23 protein-coding genes are annotated in these 23,362 nt (G+C 67.8%); 10 read left to right on the top strand and 13 right to left on the bottom strand.

Annotated elements, in window-relative coordinates:
• Positions 1-7: 7 nt before the first annotated feature.
• From QLQ86_RS09770 to phnD, 9 genes are all read right to left on the bottom strand, one after another.
• A complete protein-coding gene (locus tag QLQ86_RS09770; protein WP_282816772.1) occupies positions 8-1,252 on the bottom strand; it encodes an MFS transporter in 1,245 nt (414 codons plus the stop codon).
• A gap of 65 nt (positions 1,253-1,317) precedes the next feature.
• Positions 1,318-2,283, bottom strand: coding sequence for an arsenic resistance protein (locus tag QLQ86_RS09765; RefSeq protein ID WP_282816771.1), 966 nt, complete (start codon positions 2,281-2,283; stop codon positions 1,318-1,320).
• A 94-nt stretch (positions 2,284-2,377) separates the two neighbouring features.
• Entirely contained in the window at positions 2,378-2,671 is a 294-nt protein-coding gene (locus QLQ86_RS09760; RefSeq protein WP_282816770.1) for a CC/Se motif family (seleno)protein, read from the bottom strand.
• Between the two features lie 3 nt (positions 2,672-2,674).
• A complete protein-coding gene (gene arsB / locus QLQ86_RS09755) occupies positions 2,675-3,763 on the bottom strand; it encodes an ACR3 family arsenite efflux transporter (protein ID WP_282816769.1) in 1,089 nt (362 codons plus the stop codon).
• 86 nt (positions 3,764-3,849) lie between these two features.
• The gene (locus QLQ86_RS09750; RefSeq protein WP_282816768.1) at positions 3,850-4,509 is read right to left on the bottom strand and encodes an NADPH-dependent FMN reductase; all 660 of its coding nucleotides are present in this window, start codon (positions 4,507-4,509) and stop codon (positions 3,850-3,852) included.
• A gap of 101 nt (positions 4,510-4,610) precedes the next feature.
• Positions 4,611-5,444: a phosphonate ABC transporter, permease protein PhnE gene (gene phnE / locus QLQ86_RS09745; protein ID WP_282816767.1), complete on the bottom strand. Its 834-nt coding sequence runs from the start codon at positions 5,442-5,444 to the stop codon at positions 4,611-4,613.
• The gene (gene phnE, locus QLQ86_RS09740; protein WP_282816766.1) at positions 5,441-6,250 is read right to left on the bottom strand and encodes a phosphonate ABC transporter, permease protein PhnE; all 810 of its coding nucleotides are present in this window, start codon (positions 6,248-6,250) and stop codon (positions 5,441-5,443) included. Before phnE (QLQ86_RS09740) ends, phnE (QLQ86_RS09745) begins: the two co-directional genes overlap by 4 nt.
• Positions 6,247-7,071, bottom strand: a complete 825-nt coding sequence (phnC, locus tag QLQ86_RS09735; RefSeq protein ID WP_282816765.1) for a phosphonate ABC transporter ATP-binding protein — start codon at positions 7,069-7,071, stop codon at positions 6,247-6,249. The genes phnE (QLQ86_RS09740) and phnC overlap by 4 nt, the downstream gene beginning before the upstream one ends.
• Positions 7,072-7,149: 78 nt before the next feature.
• On the bottom strand, positions 7,150-8,118 hold the full coding sequence (phnD, locus tag QLQ86_RS09730; RefSeq protein ID WP_282816764.1) for a phosphate/phosphite/phosphonate ABC transporter substrate-binding protein: 969 nt from the start codon (positions 8,116-8,118) through the stop codon (positions 7,150-7,152).
• Between the two features lie 178 nt (positions 8,119-8,296).
• Between phnD and QLQ86_RS09725 the strand changes: the two genes are divergently transcribed.
• Both QLQ86_RS09725 and QLQ86_RS09720 read left to right on the top strand, forming a co-directional pair.
• Positions 8,297-8,911, top strand: a complete 615-nt coding sequence (locus QLQ86_RS09725; protein WP_282816763.1) for an ABC transporter ATP-binding protein — start codon at positions 8,297-8,299, stop codon at positions 8,909-8,911.
• A complete protein-coding gene (locus QLQ86_RS09720) occupies positions 8,902-9,705 on the top strand; it encodes an ABC transporter permease (protein WP_282816762.1) in 804 nt (267 codons plus the stop codon). The genes QLQ86_RS09725 and QLQ86_RS09720 overlap by 10 nt, the downstream gene beginning before the upstream one ends.
• An 18-nt stretch (positions 9,706-9,723) precedes the next feature.
• On the opposite strand, the gene QLQ86_RS09715 is transcribed toward QLQ86_RS09720, so the two are convergent.
• Positions 9,724-10,503, bottom strand: a complete 780-nt coding sequence (locus QLQ86_RS09715; protein WP_282816761.1) for an alpha/beta fold hydrolase — start codon at positions 10,501-10,503, stop codon at positions 9,724-9,726.
• On the bottom strand, positions 10,503-11,690 hold the full coding sequence (locus QLQ86_RS09710; protein ID WP_282816760.1) for an acetyl-CoA C-acyltransferase: 1,188 nt from the start codon (positions 11,688-11,690) through the stop codon (positions 10,503-10,505). Before QLQ86_RS09710 ends, QLQ86_RS09715 begins: the two co-directional genes overlap by 1 nt.
• 189 nt (positions 11,691-11,879) lie before the next feature.
• Between QLQ86_RS09710 and QLQ86_RS09705 the strand changes: the two genes are divergently transcribed.
• The 8 genes from QLQ86_RS09705 (at position 11,880) to QLQ86_RS09670 (ending at position 21,418) form a co-directional block, all read left to right on the top strand.
• Positions 11,880-12,449, top strand: a complete 570-nt coding sequence (locus tag QLQ86_RS09705; protein ID WP_282816759.1) for a TetR/AcrR family transcriptional regulator — start codon at positions 11,880-11,882, stop codon at positions 12,447-12,449.
• Positions 12,450-12,712: 263 nt separating this feature from the next.
• Positions 12,713-14,377, top strand: a complete 1,665-nt coding sequence (locus tag QLQ86_RS09700; protein WP_282816758.1) for an AMP-binding protein — start codon at positions 12,713-12,715, stop codon at positions 14,375-14,377.
• A gap of 16 nt (positions 14,378-14,393) precedes the next feature.
• Complete coding sequence (locus QLQ86_RS09695; RefSeq protein WP_282816757.1) at positions 14,394-15,161, top strand: SDR family NAD(P)-dependent oxidoreductase; 768 nt, start codon at positions 14,394-14,396, stop codon at positions 15,159-15,161.
• Between the two features lie 199 nt (positions 15,162-15,360).
• Entirely contained in the window at positions 15,361-17,187 is a 1,827-nt protein-coding gene (locus QLQ86_RS09690; RefSeq protein WP_282816756.1) for an acyl-CoA dehydrogenase C-terminal domain-containing protein, read from the top strand.
• 219 nt (positions 17,188-17,406) lie between these two features.
• Positions 17,407-18,372, top strand: coding sequence for a zinc-binding metallopeptidase family protein (locus tag QLQ86_RS09685; RefSeq protein WP_282816755.1), 966 nt, complete (start codon positions 17,407-17,409; stop codon positions 18,370-18,372).
• 201 nt (positions 18,373-18,573) lie between these two features.
• Positions 18,574-19,428: an HTH domain-containing protein gene (locus QLQ86_RS09680; protein ID WP_282816754.1), complete on the top strand. Its 855-nt coding sequence runs from the start codon at positions 18,574-18,576 to the stop codon at positions 19,426-19,428.
• Positions 19,428-20,264, top strand: a complete 837-nt coding sequence (locus QLQ86_RS09675; RefSeq protein ID WP_282816753.1) for a hypothetical protein — start codon at positions 19,428-19,430, stop codon at positions 20,262-20,264. The genes QLQ86_RS09680 and QLQ86_RS09675 overlap by 1 nt, the downstream gene beginning before the upstream one ends.
• Positions 20,261-21,418, top strand: coding sequence for a hypothetical protein (locus tag QLQ86_RS09670; protein WP_282816752.1), 1,158 nt, complete (start codon positions 20,261-20,263; stop codon positions 21,416-21,418). The genes QLQ86_RS09675 and QLQ86_RS09670 overlap by 4 nt, the downstream gene beginning before the upstream one ends.
• Before the next feature lie 5 nt (positions 21,419-21,423).
• On the opposite strand, the gene QLQ86_RS09665 is transcribed toward QLQ86_RS09670, so the two are convergent.
• On the bottom strand, positions 21,424-21,924 hold the full coding sequence (locus QLQ86_RS09665) for a nucleoside deaminase (protein WP_326521278.1): 501 nt from the start codon (positions 21,922-21,924) through the stop codon (positions 21,424-21,426).
• A 97-nt stretch (positions 21,925-22,021) separates the two neighbouring features.
• Positions 22,022-23,362 (bottom strand): Trk system potassium transporter TrkA (trkA, locus tag QLQ86_RS09660; protein WP_282816685.1); only part of this gene is annotated, 1,341 nt, incomplete at its 5' end.

The following is a 23,362-nucleotide window of genomic DNA, read 5'->3' as shown; positions in this document are numbered from 1 at the left end:
GGGAGGATCAGGAAGAGGGGGGACGAATGGCGCCCGTCTTCCGTAGTCGCGGAGATGGCGGAGCTTCGTGCGTGTCGGGCGGTGCGGTGGATACGCCGCGCATTGCCCAGAGGCCCAGCAGCGGCCCGGGCAGCAGCCACCACACCACCCAGGTGGCCTGGAGTGACCATAGTGCGGTGGTGAGCGAAATGGCCGGGATGGTGAGCGCGAAGCCCACGGCGTTCATGACCGCCAGGGTCGAGCCCACGCGTTCCCGGGGAGCGCTGGCCGCGGCCAGCGCCGAGAACTGAGGCGAGTCGGCGATGACGGTCATCCCCCAGAGGGCCAGCAGTCCCAGCAGCACAGCAGGCGGCAGCCAGGTCGCCAGCGGGTAGGCCAGGCAGATCAGGCCAGAGGCGGTCAGGGCTCGACGTGCGACCCAGAGGCTGCCCAGTCGGCGGCTCAACCCGCCGCCGCCCACGCAGCCCGCCAGCCCCAGCGCGATGACGAAGAATGACAGCCAGGGAATCCAGGCTTCGGGGGCGTCGAGTCGAGCCACTTCGCGAGCCACCAGGAAGGGGGTGAGCGTCCAGAAGGCATAGAGTTCCCAGCAGTGGCCGAAGTAGCCACCGGCCACGGCACGGAAGCGGGGCTCACGCAAGGCGGCCAGCCCGTCGAGCAGCCGTGCCTTGCCGCTCGACGGTGGCAGGTGCGGGCCATCGCCCAGGACGACGATGATCAGCCCGCCGACTAGGGCAAGGACGGAGGCGCCCAGCAGCGACCACTCCCAGGGCAGGCCCAGGGTAGTGCCGCGAAGGAGGTGGGGCAGGGCGGTGCCCAGGGTGAGCATGCCCACCAGCCAGGCCAGTGCCGCACCGGTATGCCGGGGTGTCCAGCCGATCACCAGCTTCATGCCCAGCGGATAGATGCCGGCGAGACAGAGCCCGGTGGCGAAGCGCAGCAGCAGGTCGAGGGGAGGATGAGCCGCTGCCAGCACGAAGATGGCATTGGCCAGGGCGCCGGCGAGGCAGGAGACAGCGAAGATTCGGCTGGCGCGGAAGCGGTCGGCCAGGCCGGTGGTGGCGATGAACAGGGTGCCGGCGATGAAGCCTGCCTGCACGGTCAGGGTCAGACGGCCCAGGTCGGCCTCGGAGAGGCCCAGGTTGCGCGACAGTGACAGCCCTACGCCGTTGACGGAGAACCACAGCGACGTGCCGCACAGCTGGGCAAGGACGATGACGACCAGGGGATGGCGCTGCAGGAGACGAGTCATTCCGCTAGGGTTGCTGTCTTCGCGCTCCCTGGCAAGGTGGGGTGTATAAACGGAAGCTGGTTCCGTCATGCACCAGGGGGCTCCGGCATCAGCTTGCTCGGCACCCAGGCCAGGTAGGCCACCATGCCGAACAGCTCGACCAGCGACTGGAAGACGATGACCACCACCGCGGCCTGCAGGGCATCCGGCAGCGTCAGGGCCAGCGGCAGCATAACGAAGGAGTTGCGGGTGCCGAAGCTGAAGGCCAGGGTGCGGGCCTGGAAGACCTCGACCCGAAACAGCTGGCCGAGGAGCTTGCCCAGGCAGGCCGCGAAGAGCAGGTAGGCAGCGAACACCGCCAGGACCTGAAGCAGGACGTCCGAGAGCTCGATCACGGAGGATATCTGCGAGGCCGCAATCACCAGCACCAACAGGGCCAGAAGCGGCACCGGCAGGACGCCAAGGCCATGGATCAGTCGCCTCGCCTGCCGGTGCCGTGCGGCCAGACGCTCGGTGACCCATGCCATCAGCAGGGGGGCGAGGATGAGGCCGGCGAAGGCGCTGATCAAGTGGGAGCCGACGGCAAGCTGCAGCCAGGCGTCCCCGAGGAACAGCCACAGGTAGAGCGGCAGGGCAAGCAGCTGGCCCAGGAGCAGCAGGGGCGCGGCAGTGATGGCCCGGGCGGCATCTCCCTTGCCGAGGTGGGTAAAACTGATGAACCAGTCGGTACAGGGCACCAGCAGCACCAGCAATATCCCGGCCTGAATGGCCGGCGTCAGCGGCAGTCCCGATACCACCCCGCCTACTGCCAGCGGGATCACCAGGAAGTTCCCGATCAGCAGGGCGGAGAGAAAACGCCAGTCCCGAAAGCCGTCGGCGATGCGGACCAGCGGAATCTGGGCGAAGGTGGCATACAGCAGCCCTCCCAGCAGCGGCCAGAGGCTACCCTCGAGCAGGCTGGCAAGGTCGGGGGTGGCCAGGCCGAGCCCCAGTCCCGCCACGATGCACAGCAGGTAGATCCAGGACTGGTAACGTTCCATCTCCTCGCGCATGGCAGGTCTCCCTCTCGAGCATTGACCGTCATGGGCGTTGTCTCGGCTCAGGAGAGGCGACTCGTGCGGAACCCCACACTGCCTGATCTTGCCCTTACTTCCTGGCACGGGTAGGGGAGGTACCCTCCACGAAGAGATGCCTGAGGCCGAGGAAGCCGTCGACGTCGACCCTCAGCTCCTGGTCGACCAGGCTCGGGTCGAGATGCAGCGTCACGTCTTCGAATTCGAGGCGTGTATAGCGCTCGGGTTCATCCGGTGCCCTCGCTTCGGCCACCGTGACATCGGCTCCCCCACCGCAGCAGCCGTGGCGGGGCGAGAGCCGCAGCGTGGCGACGCCTCCCTTCCTGCGCAGCCACTCACGGGCCCGGGGCGTGACGTCGATGGCCATGACTCAGCCCCTGGCCTCGGGGCCGGCCGCCGGGAAGTGATCACGGGTGTTGTTGGCGATGCGCACCAGCGCCAGCATCAGCGGCACCTCCACCAGTACGCCCACCACCGTGGCCAGCGCCGCGCCGGACTGCAGGCCGAACAGGGCGATGGCGGCGGCCACGGCGAGCTCGAAGAAGTTGCTGGCGCCGATCATCGCCCCCGGGGCGGCGACGTTGTGGGGCACCTTCCACGCCTTGGCCCAGCCGTAGGCGATGAAGAAGATCAGGAAGGTCTGGAGAATCAGCGGGATGGCGATCAGTACGATATGCAGCGGCGCCTCCAGGATCACCTCGCCCTGGAAGGCGAACAGCAGCACCAGGGTGATGATCAGGCCGATGGGCGTGATCGGTCCCACCTTTTTCATGAAGACGTTGTCGTACCACTCGCTGCCGCGGCGGGCGATCAGGGTTCGCCGGGTCAGGTAGCCCGCGGTGAGCGGGATGACGATGTAGAGCACCACCGACAGCGCGACGGTATCCCAGGGTATCGGGATGTTGGAGACGCCGAGCAGGAAGACCACGATGGGCGCGAAGGCGAACAGCATGATCAGGTCGTTGAGCGCCACCTGCACCAGGGTGTAGGCGGCATCGCCGCGGGTCAGGTAGCTCCACACGAAGACCATGGCGGTGCAGGGTGCGGCGCCGAGCAGGATGGCACCGGCAAGGTACTGGCTGGCCAGGGGCTCGGGGATCAGGGGCTGGAACACCACCATCAGGAAGAACCAGGCGATGGCGAACATGGTGAAAGGCTTGATCAGCCAGTTCACCGTGGTGGTGATGATCAGCCCCTTGGGTTGGCGCCGCACACCGAGCACGGCGGAAAAGTCGATCTGCGCCATCATGGGAAATATCATCGCCCAGATCAGGATCGCCACCGGGATCGACACCTGGGCGTATTCGAAGCGCGACAGCGTCTCGGGCACCGCCGGGGCGAACTGGCCGAGCAGCACCCCGGCGACCATGGCCAGCGCCACCCAAAGCGAGAGAAAGCGTTCGAAAAGCCCCATGCCCTCGGCGGGGTCGGGCGACGTAGCGTCCTGGTGTGCGGTCATGAACCTCGTCCCTTTGGCCGGAAAATATATGGAATTTCGTATATTTTAAGGGTAACGACGGGGTCTGGCCACTGCGCGGCGGCCGTTTATTCCCGGCCGGGCGCATTGCGCTGGGTGGGCGCACGCTGGAAGGCCGGCGATACCCGGGTCGGGTCCTGGACGTCGCGATGGCGTGCGGCGGCCTCGGCCCACCAGCCGAGCTGGCCCAGGGTGCGCCCGAAGTAGCCGGCCCAGCGGTCCGGGTCCTCGTGGAAGCGGCCGTCCTCGTCGAGGGCCTCCTGGGCCTTCGGTACGTGGACCATTGCCGAGACCGGCAGGCAGCCCAGTTCCGAAAGGAAGGTACGCAGGTTGACCGCCGCGCGGGCGCCACCCCACTGGCCGGCCGAGTAGGTGACGATGGCACTGGGCTTGAAGGCGTAGAGCGAGCTGCCGAAGTGGTTGAGGAGGTGGGCAAGTGCCGGGCTCATGGCGTGGTTGTACTCCGGGCTGACCATCACGTAGCCGTCGGCGGCCGCGACCTTCTCGGCAAGGGCGTCCAATGGCTCGGGAACCTGGGATTTCGTGTAGGCGAAGTGCGGCTTGAAGACGGCGCCCAGTTCGATGTCCAGCGGGTCGATCAGCTCGACCGTGGCGCCGTCGGCCTCGAGCAGCCGCACACAGGCGCGCGCCACCCGCAGGCCGAGACGGGCGGGTGCGGGCGGGGTACTGTCGCGGGCGGTGCCCAGGAACACCAGGAAATGGGACATGGTTTGACCTCCTCAGGCGTGATCGGATGATGCCGCCACGCTATAGCAGTCACCTCAGGAGAGCGAGCCTGCTGGCATCCCTGCCATGGAGGTCTCGCGGGTCAGATCAGCGCGCGTCGCACCCGCGCCGAGAGCACTTCGCTGACCACTACCGTGCCCAGGATCAGGATCAGGATGGTGGCCACCTGGGACCAGGCCAGGGTGTCGATGAAGGACTGCAGCTTCATGCCGATGCCGCCTGCGCCGACCAGCCCCAGGATGGTGCTCTCGCGGATATTGATGTCCCAGCGGAACATCGAGATGCCCCAGAAGGCGGGCAGCACCTGCGGCACGACGGCGTAGTGGATCACCTGGGCCCGGCCGGCGCCGGTGGCGGTCACCGCCTCGACCTGACCCGCCTCGGTCTCCTCGATGGCTTCATACAACAGCTTGCCGACGAAGCCGATGGAACGCAGGGCGATGGCGACGATGCCGGCCAACAGCCCCGGGCCGATGATCGCCACCAGCAGCAGGGCCCAGATCAGCGAGTTGATCGAGCGCGAGGTCACGATGACGAACAGCGCCACGGGGCGAACCAGCAGCGCTGATGGCGTGGTGTTCCGCGCCGCCAGGAAGGCCACCGGCACCGCCAGGATGACGCCGCCCAGAGTCCCCAGGGTGGCGATGTTGAGGGTGTCCCACAGCGGCATCAGCAGCTCGGGGAGGTAGGCCAGCTTTGGCGGAAACATGCGGCTGCCGATGTCCACGGCCTGGTCGGGTGCATCGGCGACGAAGATCCACAGCGTGCCTTCGTTCATCACCTGCCAGCACCACACGAAAAGTGCCACCAGGGCCAGCCAGCCGGCCCACAGTGCCAGGCGCGCACGTGGTGTGCGAAAGGTCCAGATCTGTGAATAGTGGGTCGGCTCGCCGGAGCGTGTGTCGAGAGCACTCATTGCAGGAATTTCCTCAGATAGCTGGAGCCGTATTCCGTCAGCATCACGATGGCGATGACGATCAGCAGGATGGCGCCGGCGCTGTCGTACTCGTAGCGGTCGATCGCGGTATTGAGGGTGGCACCGATGCCCCCGGCGCCGACGATGCCGATCACCGAGCTCTCGCGGAAGTTGATGTCCAGACGATAGAGCGACAGGCCGATCAACCGCGGCATGACCTGGGGCTGCACGCCGTAGTGGATCAGCTGCCACCCGCTGGCGCCCGTGGCCCGGATCGCTTCGATCTGGCTGGCGTTGGCTTCCTCGATGTCGTCGGCCAGCAGCTTGGCGAGAAAACCGATGGAGGCGAATGCCAGGGTAAGAAAGCCGGCGAAGGGGCCGAAACCGAACATGGCCACCAGGAAGATGGCGATGATGATCTCCTGCAGCGAACGGCTGACGGCGACGATCGCCCGGCACACCAGATAGACCGGTCGGGGTGACAGGTTGCGCGCCGCCCCGATGCCGATGGGGATCGAGATCAGCACGCCCACCACGGTGGCGGTCAGGGTCATGGTCAGGCTCTCGATCAGCCCCTGGCGGATGTCGCCCCAGCGGCTGGTGAAGTCCGGCTGCAGGAAGCCCTGGACGAAGCGCGCACCCCGTTCCAGGCCCTCGACAACGCGGTTGACGTCGACCTCCAGTGAGCCGACGGCCAGGATCAGGTAGGCCAGTATCAGCAGCGGCAGGGCCAGTCGCCAGCGTCGGGTCGTGACCAGCTGCGGCGGGCGTTTCCAGCGGCGCGGATAGGAAGCATTCGGCGTCATGTCGCTGTCCCTACCAGCCGCAATGTGCCCTGTGCCTCGCCGTCGGGATCAATGTCGTCGTCGTCCTGGTCGGTGGCGCTCCAGTCCTCGGCACCGTAGATTTCGGTCAGCATGGCCTCGTCGAGGCGCTCCGGGGCATCGTCGACGACCATGCGGCCGGCGCGCAGGCCTATCAGGCGGTCGACAAACTGCTGGGCCAGCGGAACATCATGGATGTTGACGATGGCGGGTAGCTGGCGCTCGGCGCAGATCTCGGTCATCAGTCGCATGATCTGACGGCTGGTCCTGGGATCGAGGCTCGCCGTGGGCTCGTCGACCAGCAGCAGTTCCGGCTCCTGCGCCAGGGCTCGGGCGATGCCGACGCGCTGTCGCTGGCCGCCCGAGAGGGCGTCGGCACGCTTGTCGGCGTGATCGATCAGGCCCACCCGGTCGAGCAGGCGGTAGGCGTTCTCGATGTCGCGGCCCGGGAAGCGCCGCGTGAAACTGCGCCAGAAGGGCACATAGCCCAGCCGCCCGGAGAGCACGTTCTCCATCACGGTCAGCCGCTCCACCAGGGCGTACTCCTGGAAGATCATGCCGATGCGCCGCCGCGCCTGGCGCAGTTCGCGACTGCCCAGGTTGACCAGGTCGGTCTCGCCCAGACGAATCGTGCCGCTGGAGGGCTCTACCAGGCGGTTGATGCAGCGAATCAAGGTCGACTTGCCGGCTCCCGAAGGGCCGATCAAGCCCACGACCTGGCCCTGTGGTACCCGAAAGGTGACATCACGCAGGGCGGTGTCGCCGGCTGCATAGGTCTTGGTCAGCTGGTCGATGGTAAGCACGTTGCAGATCCTCCCCTAATGTCTCACCGTCGCGAAGGCGCGGGCGACATGTCGCCCGCGCCTTCCTTGGCACGACGCTTAGTTGCAGTCGTATTCGACTCCGTTGGCCTCATCGATCTGGCGAATCACCGCCCAGTGCTCCTGGAAGGTGATGGGGATGAACTGCTCTTCGCCGTTGCGCCCGAACTCCTCCTCGAGAGCGCTGCCTTCCCACTCGAAGCTGAAGAAGGCTTCCTGGATCGCTTCCTGCAGCTCGGGCGCCAGGTTGTGGACGGTGCCATAGCTGGTGGTGGGGAAGGTGTCAGATCGATAGATGACCTCGAGCTGGTCAGCGTCGATCACGCCACGGTCGATCATGCGCCCCTTCACGGAGTTGGCGACGGTGGCCACCGCGTAGTCCTGGTTGGCCACGCCCAGCACGGAGTTGTCGTGCTTGCCCGAGAAGTCCACCTCGTAGTCCTCGCCGGAGACCATGCCGAACTCCGAGGCCATCAGGGCGGTGGGCGCCTTGAAGCCGGAGTTGGAGGTCTCGGAGGTGTGGGTCAGGGTGCGTCCGCGGATATCCTCGACCTCGTCGATGTCGGAGCCCGGATGGGTGATGATCTCCATCTCGTAGCCGAAGCTCCCGTCCTCGGCCGCCATCATGGTGAAGGGGCGATAGCCGGCACAGGCCACGGCCAGGGGGTTGGAACCGGTATTGAAGCCAGCCACGTGGAGACGCCCGGCCCGCATGGCCTCGATCTGGGCAGAATTGGACTGGACCGGGAAGAACTGCACTTTCTTGCCGGTGACCTCTTCCATATGCTCGAGGAAACCGTCCCATACTTCGGCATAGACGGCGGGATCTTCTACCGGGGTGTAGGCGAAGACCAGCGTGTCCGGGTCGATCCACTGGGACGCATCCTCGGGAATGTCGGCCACCAGGTCGCCGTCGGCATCGACGAAGCGATCGCTGAGCGCGAACTGGGCCTGGGCCTGTGAGATGCCGGTGGTCATGGCGGCGAGCGTCATGGCGCCGGCGATCAGGGAGCGGTTCAGGGTCTGCATGGGATGCCACCTATGTGCTGGGGAATGGAGCGCAGGCCTTATCCTGAAAGCCCCGTGTGACAGCGGTAGGTCACCGAGATGGCGCCGGGATGACGCGTTGATGACGCGTCGTGTCGCACGCCCCCATGCGGTGCGAGCTGCTACCCTCCCTGCCATTCCCTTCTGCCTGGAGGCTGCCTTGACCGCGACCGATGCCCTGCGTCTGGAGCGGCTCGCTGTCGGCGAGCTTGCCGAGGTGAACCTGACCGTCCCCCCCGGCGAGCTTCACTGCCTTTCGGGCCCCAGCGGCTCCGGCAAGAGCCGGCTGCTGCGCGCCGTGGCCGACCTCGAGCCCCACGGCGGCGGGGTGTGGCTGGGCGATATCGCCCAGGCGTCGCTGCCGGCCCATGAATGGCGCGCGCGGGTGATGCTGGTGCCGGCGGAGAGCCACTGGTGGGCGGATCACGTCGGCGAGCACCTGCCACGGGCCGACCCCGCCGGCCTCGAGGCGCTGGGCTTCACGCCCGAGGTGCTGGAGTGGCAGGTCTCGCGGCTCTCCTCGGGGGAAAAGCAGCGTCTGGCGCTGCTGCGGGCGATCAGCCGCGAGCCCTCGGCACTGCTGCTCGACGAGCCCACCGCCAACCTGGATGACGCTTCCACCCGGCGGGTGGAGGCGTGGCTCGTTTCGAGAATTCGCGAGCGCGGCTGGCCGGTGATCTGGGTTGCCCATGACCCAGGCCAGATCGCCCGGGTGGCGAACCGCCACTGGCGCATCGAAGGGGCCGAGCTCAAGGAGGCGCCGACATGGACGTGATCGAGCTGGCCTGGTGGCAGCTGGCCCTGGCGGCGCTGATGGTGGTGGCGCTGGCGGGGTGTACGGCCGCCATGCGCCTGGGGATGAGCCGCAGCCTGCTGATCGCGGCGGCGCGCACCGTGATCCAGCTCGCCCTGGTGGGGTTGGTGCTGGAGGTACTCTTCGCGGCCTCGAAGCTTCACTGGGTGGCGCTGATGGCGCTGGGCATGCTGCTGATCGCCGGGCGCGAGGTGATGGCGCGACAGAAGCGCCGGCTGATCGGTGGCTGGGCCTTCGGCATCGGCACGCTGGCGATGTTCCTGTCGTCGTTCACGGTGACCGTGCTGACGCTCACCGTGATCATCGGCCCCGAGCCCTGGTATCGGCCGCAGTACGCCATTCCGCTGCTGGGCATGATGCTCGGCAACACCATGACCGGGGTCGCCCTGGCGCTGGATCGCCTGACCGACACGGCCTGGCGCCAGCGGGCGGTGATCGAGAACCGGCTGATGCTGGGCCAGCGCTGGCAGGAAGCGGTCGGCGACATCCGCCGCGAGGCGATGCGCAGCGGCCTGATGCCGATGATCAACGCCATGGCAGCCGCCGGGGTGGTCAGCCTGCCGGGCATGATGACCGGCCAGATACTCGCCGGCAGCCCGCCGGCACTGGCGGTGAAGTACCAGATACTCGTGATGTTCACCATCACCCTGGGCACCGGCTTCGGCACGCTCGCCGCGGTGGCCGCCGGCAGTCGGCGGCTATTCGATGGCCGCGAGCGGCTGCGCTTCGACCGCCTGGCGACGCCCAAGGGGTGAGTGCAGGACCGGTGAACGTCAGGCCGCGGTGGGATCCGCCAGGAAGGGCAGCAGGGCGGCGATCAGTCGCGCGGGGCATTCGCGGTGGGGGACATGGCCGCAGGCGAGGATAAGGGGCTCAACGGGTCCCGGCGTTAGCCTGGCGATACGTCGGGGCTGCGCCAGTGAACCGTATTCGTCGTGCTCGCCGTGCAGGGTGAGCGTCGGACAGCTCACCCGATGCAATGCAGGGTCCAGCGTCCACTCGGCGAAGGCCTCGGAGTGCCAGGTGTCAGTCCAGCTGCGCAGGACCCAGTCGGCCTTGTCGCCATGGTACCTTGCCAGGCGCGCCATGGCGGCGGGATGCTGGAAGGCCTGCTCGGCTTCGCGGATGCCGGCCAGGGTGCGTGGCTCGTTGAAGGCCTGGGCCGCCACCGTGATCAGCGCCTCGCAACCCTCGACATGCTGGCCGGCGATCTCGGCCGCCATGCCGCCGCCCACGCTGTGGCCCAGGGCCACGAAGCGTGCGAGCCGGAAGTGCTCGCGCAATGCGCGGAAGGCCTCCGCCTCGTCGGCGATAAAGCTGGCGGGCTGTGGGCCCGGGTGGGGTGCCGACTTCCCGTAACCCAGGCGGTCGTAGGCGATCACCTCCCGGCCGCTGGCCGCGGCGAGCCTGGCGGGAAATTCCCGCCATAGCGCCACGCAGCCCAAGGAGTCGTGCAGCAGCACGATGGGGCTTCGCGTTGGGTCCGTCGTCTCGGGACGCCAGCGGGCGGCATGCAGGCCGCCCGCTGGCGTGTCGAGCGTGACACTCTCCATCAGTCGACCAGTTCGACCGCCACGGCGGTAGCCTCGCCGCCGCCGATGCACAGGCTGGCGATGCCGCGCTTGCCGCCCTTGGTGCGCAGGGCATGGATCAGGGTAGCGATGATCCGCGAGCCGGTGGAGCCGATCGGGTGGCCCTGGGCGCAGGCGCCGCCGAAGACGTTGACCTTGTCATGGGGCAGGCCCAGGTCGTCCATGGCCATCAGGGTCACCACGGCGAAGGCCTCGTTGATCTCGAAGAGGTCGACATCATTCACGCCCCAGTCGAGCTTCTTCATCAGCTTGTCGATGGCACCCACCGGGGCGATGGTGAACTCGCTCGGGTGCCGCGAGTGGGTGCTGTGGCCCAGCATCCGCGCGATCGGCCTGGCGCCCAGGCGGTCGGCCGCCGCCTGGCTGGCCAGGATCAGCGCCGAGGCACCATCCGAGATGGAGCTGGAGTTGGCGGCGGTAATGGTGCCGTCCTTGGCGAAGGCAGGGCGCAGCGCGCGGATCTTGTCGAGCTTGGCCTGGAAGGGCTGCTCGTCGTGGTCCACCACGCTCTCGCCCTGGCGGCTGGTGACGGTCACCGGCGCCATCTCGGCCTTGAGGTGGCCGGCGTTGGTGGCCTCCATGGCGCGCTCCAGCGAGGCAATGGCGAAGTCGTCCAGGCGCTCGCGACCATAGCCGCGCTCGCTGGCGACGTCCTGGGCGAAGACGCCCATCAACTTGCCGGTCTCGGCATCCTCCAGACCATCGAGGAACATGTGATCCTTGAGTTCGCCGTGGCCCAGGCGATAGCCGGCGCGTGCCTTGGTCAGCACATGGGGGGCGTTGGACATGGATTCCATGCCGCCGGCCAGCATCACCTCGCCGCTGCCGGCGCGGATCAGGTCGTGGGCCAGCATGGTGGCCTTCATGCCCGAGCCGCACAGCTTGTTGATGGTGGTGGCGCCGATGGCGTCGGGAATGCCGGCCTGGCGCATGGCCTGGCGGGCCGGGCCCTGCTTGACGCCGGCGGGCAGCACGCAGCCCATGATGCCCTCGTCGATGCTGTCGGCACTGATGCCGGCGCGCTCCATGGCCGCCCGGATCGCCGTGGCACCCAGTTGCGGTGCGGTGAGGCTTGCGAGGCTGCCCAGCATGCCGCCCATGGGCGTGCGTGCGGCAGAGAGGAAGACGATATCGTTGGACTGGCTCATGGTGGGTTCTCCCGGTGTAGCGTGCGGCTCCCGGTGGAGCCGCATGGTGATTGTGTAATGTCCCTGGCGCTTCTCGTCCAGAAGCATCGCGGCTGGCCTGGCCAGCGGCTGTCGCGTTGACCCGGCGTCGGGGCTGTGGTTTTCTCAGGGTCAACCAAGCAAGCGCTAGTGTAAATGTCGATGAATGTAATGAATGACTCTCCGCGTCGCAAGGAGCTCACCCGCCAGGCCGCCCAGTTGTTCGTTCAGGAAGGCTTCGACCGGACCACGGTGCGCATGCTCGCCCAGGAGATGGGCATCAAGTCCGGCAGCCTCTTCCACCACTTCCGCGACAAGCAGGAGATCCTGGCGGCGGTGATCGAGGAGGGCACCCAGAACGCCCTGGTCATCGCGAGGGCGGCCCTCGAACAATGCGACAACTCTGCCGAGGCACGGTTGCAGGCCATGGCACGCGCGCACCTGGAGACGCTGCTCACCGACCGTAACGCCCATGTGGTCGCCCTCTATGAATGGCGCCGCCTCGACCCCGAGGCCCGGAACCATTTGAGCCATCTGCGCGATGCCTACGAGGCGCTCTGGGAAGCGGTGATCGACGAGGCCCTGGCCGCCGGCCTGATCCATGGCGACCGCTTCCTGGTGGCCCGCTTCGTGATGGGCGCGCTCAACTGGACGGTGCGCTGGTACGACCCCGCCGGCCCTCGCTCCCCCGATGACCTGGCCCACGAACTGGTCGCCATGATCACCCACCGGGTCGTCTGACCGTGACGCACTCCGGCATGTTGCCGGAACTCCACGCTCGACCATCGTCTAGTCTTATCCTGCCGTTCAGGGGTTGCCCCGCTCCTCGGGAGCCTCTAGCTTGTACCAAGCGCTTGCTAGGTTGACGCTTACGTCAACTGCATCTAATCAGAAGGTGGGCGTGCGCGCCAGCGTCGGCGCTTGTCGTTTCCTTCGTCGCCAGTATTGATCGCCACCAACCTTGTTTGCCGCCACAACAAGCACAAACCGCGAGAGGGCAGTACATGAGCACCCTTCCCGACTACCAGAGATATCTCGAGACCTTTTCCATCGATGACGTCATCGCGCGCCTCGATGACCATCGCGACGGCAAGGCCAACGCCTTCGAGTCCTGCTGCGGGCGCCACCTGCGCGCCGGGCGCGGCGACGTCCTGGCCCTGGTGCACGAGGACACCCAGGGCCAGGTCAACACCCTGACCTACGCCGAACTCGATGCCGAAAGCGCGAGGCTCGCCGGCTGGTTCGCCGAGCGCGGCCTGGGGGTGGGGGATCGCATCGCCTGCATGCTGCCGCGTTCGCCGCAGCTGCTGGTGGCGGTGCTGGCCACCTGGCGCATCGGCGCCGTCTACCAGCCGTTGTTCACCGCCTTCGGCCCGGACGCCGTGGACTACCGCCTGGGGCGCGCCGACACTCGCCTTGTGATCACCGATCACGCCAACCGCTTCAAGTTCGATGGTCTGACCCAGTGCCCGCCGGTGCTCGCCGTGGGCGGCCCCGATGCCGACCACGCCGAGGACCTCAACTGGGACGAGGCCTTGAGCCATGCGCCGATCGAAGCCACTCCGCCCCGCCTGGCGCGCGACGAGCCCTTCCTGCAGATGTTCACCTCCGGCACCGTGGGCAAGCCCAAGGGCGTGGCCGTGCCGCTGGCCGGCATGCCGGCCTTCGCCCTCTACATGGAGCTGGCCGTGGACCTGCGCGATACCGACCGTTTCTGGAACATGGCCGACCCGGGCTGGGCCTATGGCCTCTACTACGCCATCGCCGGGCCGCTGCTGCTGGGCGTGACCACCCACTTCTGCGAAGCGGGCTTCAGCGCCGAGGGGGCGCTGGCCTTCATGAAGCGCCACCGCATCACCAACTTTGCCGCCGCGCCTACCGCCTACCGCCTGATGAAGGCCTCGGGCCTGTTCGATGACGCCCACCAGACCCTCGAGCTGCGCGCGGCCAGCTCCGCCGGCGAACCGCTCAACACCGAGGTGGTGACCTGGGTCGAGCGCTCCCTGGGTTGCCCGGTCATGGACCACTACGGCCAGACCGAGACCGGCATGACCTGCAACAACCACCATGCCCTGGACCACCCCAAGCATGTCGGGGCCATGGGCGTGCCGATGCCCGGCTACCGCCTGGCGATCCTCGATGCCGAGTACAAGGAGCTGCCCCCGGGTGAACCCGGCGTGCTGGCCGTTGACATCGCGAACTCGCCGGCGCACTTCTTCGCCGGCTACACCTGGCAGGAGAAACACCCCTTTGCCGAAGGCTATTATCTGACCGGCGACGTGGTGATCCGCAACGAGGATGGCACCTTTCAGTTCGCCGGCCGTGACGACGACATCATCACCACCGCCGGCTACCGCGTGGGCCCCACCGACGTGGAGAACAGCGTGATGACCCACCCGGCAGTGGCCGAGTCTGCCGCCGTGGGCCAGCCCGACGAGATTCGCGGCGAGATCATCAAGTCCTACGTGGTGCTGCGCGAGGGCTTCGAGCCCAGCGATGAACTGGCCGACGAGATCCGCAAGCAGGTGCGCGAGCGGCTCTCGACCCATGCCTTCCCGCGGGTGATCGAGTTCGTCGAGGAACTGCCCAAGACCCCCAGCGGCAAGATCCAGCGCTTCAAGCTGCGCGCCGATGCCGTCGACAAGGCCGAAGAGGCCCCGGCCAAATGACTCCGAGGACCCTGACATGCAAGTGAAGGACAACACCTTCCTGATCACCGGTGCCGCCTCCGGGCTGGGGGCGGCCACCGCCGAACGCCTGGTCGCCGCCGGCGGCCGGGTGGTGCTCTGCGACCTCAGCGATGCCGTCGAGGCCCATGCCGAGCGCCTGGGCGACGCCGCTCGGGCGGTGCGCGGCGACGTCACCTCCGGCGAGGACATCCAGGCCGCCGTCGACGCGGCGCTAGCGCTCAGCGATGGCCGTGGCCTCGCTGGCGTGGTGCACTGTGCCGGCGTGGTCAGTGTCGGCAAGTTGGTCGACCGCGCGGGTAGCCCCGCCGACCTCGACGCCTACACCCGCACCATCCAGATCAATCTGGTGGGCACCTTCAACGTGATGCGCCTGGCCGCTGCCGCCATGGCCAAGAACCCCGCGGGCGAGGACGGCGAGCGCGGGGTGATCATCAATACCGCCTCCATCGCCGCCTTCGACGGCCAGGTGGGGCAGTGCGCCTACAGCGCCTCCAAGGCCGGGGTGGTGGGCATGAGCCTGCCGGCGGCACGGGAGCTCTCGCGCCATGGCGTGCGCGTGATGGCCATCGCCCCCGGCGTCTTCGAGACGCCGATGATGAGCGAGATCCCCGACGAGGCCGCCCAGGCGCTGGCCGCCGCTGTGCCGTTCCCCAAGCGGCTCGGCAAGCCCGATGAGTTCGCCCGCCTGGCCGAGCAGATCGTCACCAATCCCATGCTCAACGGTGAGGTGATTCGCCTGGACGGCGGCATCCGCATGCAGTAGGGCCTTCGGCCAGTCACAAGGGGTCAAGGAGCAAGGGGAGGTGTCCCTTGACTCCTTGACCCCTTGATCCTTTCCGCCTCTTCAAACGAACGCTTGACTGCATCCAGGATGAGGGATAATTTCAAACGAATGTTTGAAAGTGGCCGCCGCCGCCTTCCGGTGCCCGAGTGCTGGCGCCCCTTCTTGTGGAGAGTTCGAGATGCCCGATTACCAGGCCCCCCTGCGCGATCTTCGCTTCGTGATGGACGAGATGCTGGACTATCCCGCCCACTACGCCCGTTTGCCCGGTGCCGATGAGGCCTCGCCCGACGCCGTCAGCGCCATCCTGGAGGAGGGCGCACGCTTCGCCCGTGAGGTGCTGCTGCCGTTGAACCAGAGCGGTGACCGCGAGGGCTGCCTGCTGGAGGGCGGCGAGGTGAAGGCGCCGAAGGGCTTCAAGGAGGCCTATGCCCAGTACGTCGAGGGTGGCTGGCCGAGCCTGGCCGCCGACCCCGCGCACGGCGGCCAGGGCTTGCCCCACTCGCTGGCCATGGTGCTCAACGAGATGATCTGCTCCACCAACCTGGCCTGGGGCATGTACCCCGGGCTCTCCCACGGCGCCGCCGACGCCCTGCGCCACCACGGCACCGAGGAGCAGCAGGCCACCTACCTGACCAAGCTGGTCGAGGGCACCTGGACCGGCACCATGTGCCTCACCGAGCCCCACTGCGGCACCGACCTGGGCCTGATCAAGACCCGCGCCGTGCCTACCGATGGCGGTGGCTTCGAGATCACCGGCACCAAGATCTTCATCTCCGCCGGCGAGCACGACCTGGCCGAGAACATTGTCCACCTGGTGCTGGCCAAGCTGCCCGATGCTCCCGAGGGTTCCAAGGGTATCTCGCTGTTCGTGGTGCCGAAGTATTTACCGAATGAGCACCTGCCCGATGCCGATGGCAACCCGGGCGAGCGCAACGGCGTGGTGTGCGGCTCGCTCGAGCACAAGATGGGCATCCACGGCAACGCCACCTGCGTGATGAACTTCGACTCGGCGAAAGGCTTCCTGGTGGGCGCGCCCAACAAGGGCCTGGCCTGCATGTTTACCATGATGAACGCCGCCCGCATCGGCGTCGGCATCCAGGGCCTGGGCCTCACCGAGGCGAGCTTCCAGAATGCCCTGGCCTATGCCCGCGACCGCCTGCAGATGCGCGCGCTCAGCGGTGCCACGGCGCCCGAGAAGGCTGCCGACCCGATCATCGTCCACCCGGACGTGCGCCGCATGCTCCTGACCCAGAAGGCCTTCGCCGAGGGCGGTCGGATGTTGACGCTCTACACCGCGCAGATGATCGATATCGTCGAGCACGGCACGGATGCCGCCGAGAAGGCGCGCGCCGAGACCCTGCTGGGTCTGCTGACCCCCATCGTCAAGGCATTTCTTACCGAGGTGGGCTTCGAGGCGACCAACGAGGGCGTCCAGGTCTTCGGCGGCCACGGCTTCATCCAGGAGTGGGGCATGGAGCAGCTGGTGCGTGATGCGCGCATCACCCGCCTCTACGAGGGCACCACCGGCATCCAGGCCCTCGACCTGCTGGGCCGCAAGGTGCTGATGAGCCAGGGCGAGAGCCTCAAGGTCTTCACTCGGGAGATCCACAAGTTCTGCCAGGCCGAGGAGGGCAGCAGCGAGCTCGCCGAATTTGTGCGCCCGCTGGTCAAGCTCAACCAGGAGTGGGGCGAACTGACCATGGCCATCGGCATGAAGGCCATGGCCGACCGCGAGGAGGTGGGCGCCGCCAGCGTCGACTACCTGATGTACGCCGGTTACGTGACCCTGGCCTACCTGTTTGCCCGCGCCGCCAGGCAGGCCCGCATGGCCTTGGCGGAAAGCAACGATGACGCCGCCTTCTACCGCGCCAAGCTCGACACCGCGCGCTTCTACTTCCAGCGCCTGCTGCCGCGCACCCGCGCCCACCAGGCAGCGCTGGAAGCCGGTGCCGAGCCGTTGATGGCGATCAGCGCCGAGGACTTGGGACTGGGCTTCGAGATCTAATGACGTAACGACGCACCAGCGAGCACTCTCTCGGTCGGTAGCGATCGATGGTTGGCGGCGGGGGACTCCCTCGCCGTCTTTTTTCACCTCGTGTGCGGTGTTTTCGGGTGCGGTCTAGCTTTACACCATCGATGGTTTGATTGGTGGAGCTGGAAAGAGCAGGATGCACCCTAATGCGTCGGGCCATCTGCCTTGCGGTTCTTGCGGAGTGACAGCCTCATGCGTGTCTTTGCTAACCCGGTCGGTGCCGGATCCCTCTGGTTCGACAACCTCGCCACCGCCGACGGAACGCCCGTTGCCTATGATCCGCAGGCCAGGGCCTTCCTGCCCATGCCGCCGTTCTGCGTCAATCGGGAGGTCATCGGCTGCAACTGGATCGCTCCCAAGCAGGGCGCCTTCTGCCGATCCTGCGCCATGACCGAGCTGGCGCCGGATCCGTCCATCACCGATGCCATGCCCAACTGGGCGCAGACCGAGGCCGCCAAGCGCTGGGTGCTCGACAACCTGGGCCGCTGGCACTGGTTCCGGCCCGAGGATCCCGGCGCTCGCCCCGTCTTCCACATGCTGGCCGAGGGGCATACGCCGGTGCCCATGGGGCATGTCGGGGGCGTGGTGACGATCAGCGTGGCGGAGGCGGACCCGGTCCTGAGCACCACCCGTCGAAAGGCGCTGGAAGAGCCCTACCGCACCATGATCGGCCATATGCGTCATGAGATTTCGCATATGCTCTGGTGGCGTCTCAGCCTGCGGGAAGATTTTCTCGAGGCCTTCCGGGCCATGTTCGGTGATGAGCGAGAGGACTATCCCGCCGCGCTCCAGCGTCATTACCATGACGGCCCGCCGCCCGACTGGAGGCTGCGCTTCCTGACCACCTATGCCTCCGCGCATCCGCACGAGGACTGGGCCGAGACCGCGGCCCACCTGCTGCACCTGACCGATATCACCGACAGCTTCGTCGCGACAGGCCTCTCTTCGCCGGAGTTGCCGAGTCACGGCTGGGACCCCTACATGGAAACGGACGCCGACCGCCTGATTCATGTCGCGGCCAGCCTGGTGGCGGGGGTCAACCACGTCAATCGCTCTATGGGGCTGTCCGACCTCTATCCCTTCGTGCTCTCGGATGTCGCGCGCCAGAAGCTTGCCTTCGTGCACGACTGGCTGCGCCGAGGTGCCCAGGGGCTTTGAACCGGGCAGGAGGCATTGCCGCGAGAGTGCCGGGGGGCACGCGGCATGTCTCGGATTCGGCCCCTTTGCTGGCGCTTCGGTCCTGCGCGTGCAGACTCACGGCCGAGTGACTGGCATCGGATGCCGCGTCGGAGGCATGATGATCCCCTCGGCGCCCCTTAGGGCGGCGAGATACTGTCGTCACGCGCACGAGGACCGCCCATGTCACGAACGACTCGCCTGCAAGACCTGATCCGGGTATTGCGTCACCATACGGGCCCGATCGGCGGGCCCGAGCTTGCCGAGAGGCTGGGGATCACCCTGCGCACCCTCTATCAGGACATCGCCGCACTGCGGGCGGTGGGGGTCGAGGTCGTCAACGCGCCCGGACAGGGCTATGTGCTGCCACCCGAGGTCGTGCTGCCGCCTGCGGCACTGGCCGAACCCGTCCCGCGGGAGCCGGCCGAGCTCACCTTCTATACCAACCCGCTCTCCCGGGGCGGGATCGTCCACTGGATGCTCGAGGAGCTCGGTGTGCCCTATCGCACGGTGCTACTCGAGTACGGCACCACCATGAAGTCAGCGGAGTACCTGGCCCTCAATCCCATGGGCAAGGTGCCGGCGATCCGCCACGGGAACGTGGTGGTCACCGAGGCCGCCGCCATCTGCGCCTATCTCGCCGATGCCTTCCCGGAGGCCGGTCTGGCGCCGCCGCCCGCCGCGCGTGGCGACTACTACCGCTGGCTGTTCTTTGCGGCCGGTCCCCTGGAATCCGTCATCTCGCTCAATACCCTCGGCGTGCAGCCCACCGCCGAGCAGCAGAGGCAGATCGGCTGTGGTGACTACTGGGCGGTGCTCGACGCCCTGGCAGGTGCCCTCGACGGGCGAAGCCATATCGCGGGGACGGCGTTCAGCGCGGCGGATGTCTATGTCGGCTCGCACCTCGGCTGGGGCATGCACTTCGGCACCATTCCCCGTCGGCCCGAGTTCGAGGCCTACTGGGCGGCACTGAAGGACCGGCCGGCGCGGCTGCGCTGCGAGGCATACGTCGAGCGGGCCCTCTCGCTGCAGGCCTGATGGCAGGGCGCTGGCGACGACTCGCAACCCTCTGGCGCCATGCCCACCTGGCCCTGACGGTGCTGGTGCTGCTGGTCTGGTCGCTGTCGGGCAGGGATCTCGCCGGGGTGATGTTCCTGCCGGTCTGGGTGCTGGCCACCCAGCTGATCGTGGCCGGCAGCCTGGAGGCCGCCCGGCTGCGGCGGCGTGCCTGGCTGGACCAGTACCTTCGCGATGACTCCCCCTGGTACGGCTGGCTGCGTGGCGGGGCGATGATGGTGGTGCGTCATCAGCTAGTGGGGGCGCTGCTGGCGCTGGTGCTGCTGGTCAAGCTGCGCCTGCTGGCGCCGCCCCTCTGGCCGGTGGTGCTGGCCGGGGTGCCGGGGCTGGTGGTAGCGCAGGAGCTGCTGCGCCGACGCCTGGCACGCCACGTTATTACCGAGCACCTGCCGGCGGTAACGAGGCGCCTGGTGGTGGTGCCGACCGCCGGCCTGCTGGCCCTGATCCTCGTGGTGGCCACTCTCTGGCTGCCCCAGCCATGGCTGGTCGGGCTCGGCTGGGAGGAGGCCATCTTGCGTCATTTCCCGGGCGATACGGGGGGAGCCGTTCTGGGGTTCTTCGAGCGACTGGTGGCCATCGCCGAGATCAGCCAGCACTGGACCATGCAGAATGCCGAGGAGCGTTTCGGGCTCGCCACGCCCGTGGCGATGCTGGGCTGGTCACTGTTGCTGCTCACCCAGAGCACCTTTGCCTGGGCCTACGTGCGCTTGCTGATCGGCGCCGAGGCCCTGCGTCGGGGTGGCCGTCGGCATCAACATGCGGCCTTGCACATCCACCATGAGGAGGGTCCCAAATGAGTCATGCCTGGCGACCGTCAACCGGCTGGGCGCGTCTGGCTCTCGCGATCCATCCCTGGCGCGGATGGGGGCTGTCGGTTCTGGTGGTCATGGTGCTGCTGCTGCTGTTCGAGGTCGGCCATGGCTGGCTGGCGTCGCGCAGTCAGTCGCCGCTGTTCCGGGTGATCGTGGCAGGCGAGTCCCTGACGCTGGATGCCGAGACCCACGCCGACTTCTCACGCGACCTGTCGGCACTCTCCACGGAGGCGGAGGAGCGGCTCCAGGCGCGCATGCGGCCCTGGCTGGACGAGCGGCTCGAGCGGGCCTTTGCGCCTCTCGAGGCGGCGGTGCCGGACTACCTGGACTGGTACTTCTCGCCCGTCGGCAGCTATACGCGGCTCGGCGTGGCACTCATGGGTGACCTCGATGCCTGGCTGGATGGGCAGCTTCACCAACGGCTGGTCGAGGCGACTGGCCTCGAGTCGGCCCTGGCCGAACTGCAGGCGGAGTATCCTCGGCGCCTGGCCAGCGAACAACAGGGACTGGCCGATGACATGGCCGCGACGCTCCAGGAACGCTACGCCCCGCGACAGGTGTCGTCGGGAAGGGAGAGCGAGCGGCCCATCCATGAACTCGATCTGGATGGGGAGCTCCAGAAGGCCCTGCAGGATGGCCGGGATACGGCACGCTGGAGCACTGCCGCCGTGGGCGGCAGTGGAACCGCCCTGCTGGCGGGGCGTGCCCTGGCCCGGCGGCTCGGTGCCTCCGCCGCCTCGCAGGGCAGCCGCCTGGCCCTGCGCGGCCTGGTCACTCGCCTGGGGACTGGTACCCTGCGTTCGCTGGCCGCCGGTGGAACCGCGTCAGCGGCCACCGCGCCTGCGGGCCCGGGCGCCCTGGTGATGGGCACGGTCACCACCGCCGTGACCCTGGCCGGTATCGCGGGAAGCGAGGTTGTCCTGCTCAAGGTACAGGAGGCGCTCCATCGGCCGGCAATGGAATCCCAGATGCGTGACGCCATCGGCCAGACCCGGCAGCGGATGCAGGCCTCGCTCGAGGCCTCGGCCTCTGCCGGCGCCGTGACCCTGACGGGGCAGCTCGAGGCTCAGACGCCCCGGGCCGAGGACGACAAGGCGAAGCCCCGCACCTACCGGATCCTCGGCCGGCCCGACGAATAGCGGCGTCAGGCGCCATGCAGCCGGCGATGCAGCTCACGGATGCGGTCGGCGAATTCCGGCACCGGGCCCTCGACCACCGCGTCCGGCACCACCTCCCGGATAGGCAGCGGGCGCACCCTTGGCGGGGCCACACCCAGCTCTTCCAGCCAGTCCACCAGCTGCTCGGACGAACTGGCATAGACGATCCGTCCCAGCCCCACCCAGCCGTGGGCCGCCGCGCACATGGGGCAATGCTCACCGGAGGTGTAGACGGTGGCCCGCCCGCGCTCCTCGGGCGTCAGGTTCTCCGCGGCCCAGCGCGCCAGGAAGAATTCGGGATGCTGGGTGGCATCCCCGCCGGCCACATGGTTGTGATCCTCCACCAGCACCGCGCCATCGCCGCTCACCAGCACCGAGCCGAATGGCTCGTCGCCGGCCGCCAGGGCCTCCTCCGCCAGCTCCACGCAGCGCTGCAGGTGGTGCCTGTCCGTCTCGGTGATCATCGTCGCGTTCTCCACTCTGCGCATGACGGTTGTCTCCCAGCATACGATCACCAGAGGCATTTTTCATGGCAGGAGACCGGGCAGGGGCGCCCGTGCCCTGGCTTTCGAGGCCTTGCCATGCTCAGAAGAACGTCAACCCGACCTGGAAGAGCCGCTCCACGTCGCGCAGCCGGCGCTTGTCGATCACGAACAGGATGACGTGGTCACCGGACTCCACCACCACGTCGTCATGGGCGATCAGCACCTCCTTGCCGCGTACCACGGCGCCGATGGTGGTGCCCTGGGGCAGGTCGATCTCGCCGATGGCGCGCCCCACCACCTTGGACGACTGGGTGTCGCCGTGGGCGATGGCCTCGATGGCCTCGGCCGCGCCGCGGCGCAGCGAGTGGACGTTGACGATGTCGCCGCGCCGCACGTGGGTCAGCAGGCTGCCGATGGTGGCCTGCTGGGGCGAGATGGCGATGTCGATCTCGCCGCCCTGCACCAGGTCGACATAGGCGGCGTTGTTGATCAGCGTCAGCACCTTCTTGGCGCCCATGCGCTTGGCCAGCATCGACGACATGATGTTGACCTCGTCGTCGTTGGTCAGCGCACAGAAGATGTCGCACTCCTCGATGTTCTCCTCCTCCAGCAGCCGCTTGGCGGTGGCGCTGCCGTGCAGCACCACGGTGCGGTCGAGGCGTTCGGAGAGCTGGGTGCAGCGCTCGAGGTTGTGCTCGATGATCTTGACCTGGTGGCTGTGCTCCAGGTGCTCGGCCAGGCGCTCGCCGATGTTGCCGCCGCCGGCGATCATCACCCGGCGGAAGTCGCGGTCGAGGCGGCGCAGCTCGCTCATCACCGCGCGGATGTCGCGCCGGGCGGCGATGAAGAACACCTCGTCGTCGGCCTCGATCACGGTGTCGCCGCGGGGAATGATCGGCCGGTTCTGGCGGTAGATGGCCGCCACCCGGGTGTCGACGCTGGGCATGTGGCGGCGCAGGAAGCCCAGCTCCTGGCCGACCAGCGGGCCGCCGTAGAAGGCCTTCACCGCCACCAGCTGCACCAGGCCGCCGGCGAACTCCAGCACCTGCAGGGCGCCGGGATGCTCGATCAGCCGGCGGATATGGTCGGTGACCACCTGCTCGGGGCTGATCAGCACGTCGATGGGCACCGCCTCGTGGGCGAACAGGCCCTTGCGGGTCAGGTAGGCGGTGGCACGCACCCGGGCGATCTTGGTCGGCGTGCGGAACAGGGTGTGGGCCACCTGGCAGGCGATCATGTTGACCTCGTCAGAGTTGGTCACTGCGATCAGCATGTCGGCGTCCTCGCAGCCGGCCTGGCGAAGCACCATGGGGTAGGAGCCGGCCCCGGAGACCGTGCGGATGTCCAGGCGGGTATGCAGCTCGCGCAGGCGCTCGCCGTCGGTGTCCACCACCGTGATGTCGTTCTCCTCCCGGGCCAGGTGCTCGGCCAGGGTGCCGCC

The organism is Halomonas rhizosphaerae, from assembly GCF_030012485.1.
Lineage (GTDB): Bacteria > Pseudomonadota > Gammaproteobacteria > Pseudomonadales > Halomonadaceae > Halomonas > Halomonas rhizosphaerae.
Note: the sequence above shows the minus strand (reverse complement) of the source record. Positions and strands in the feature narration are given on the sequence as shown.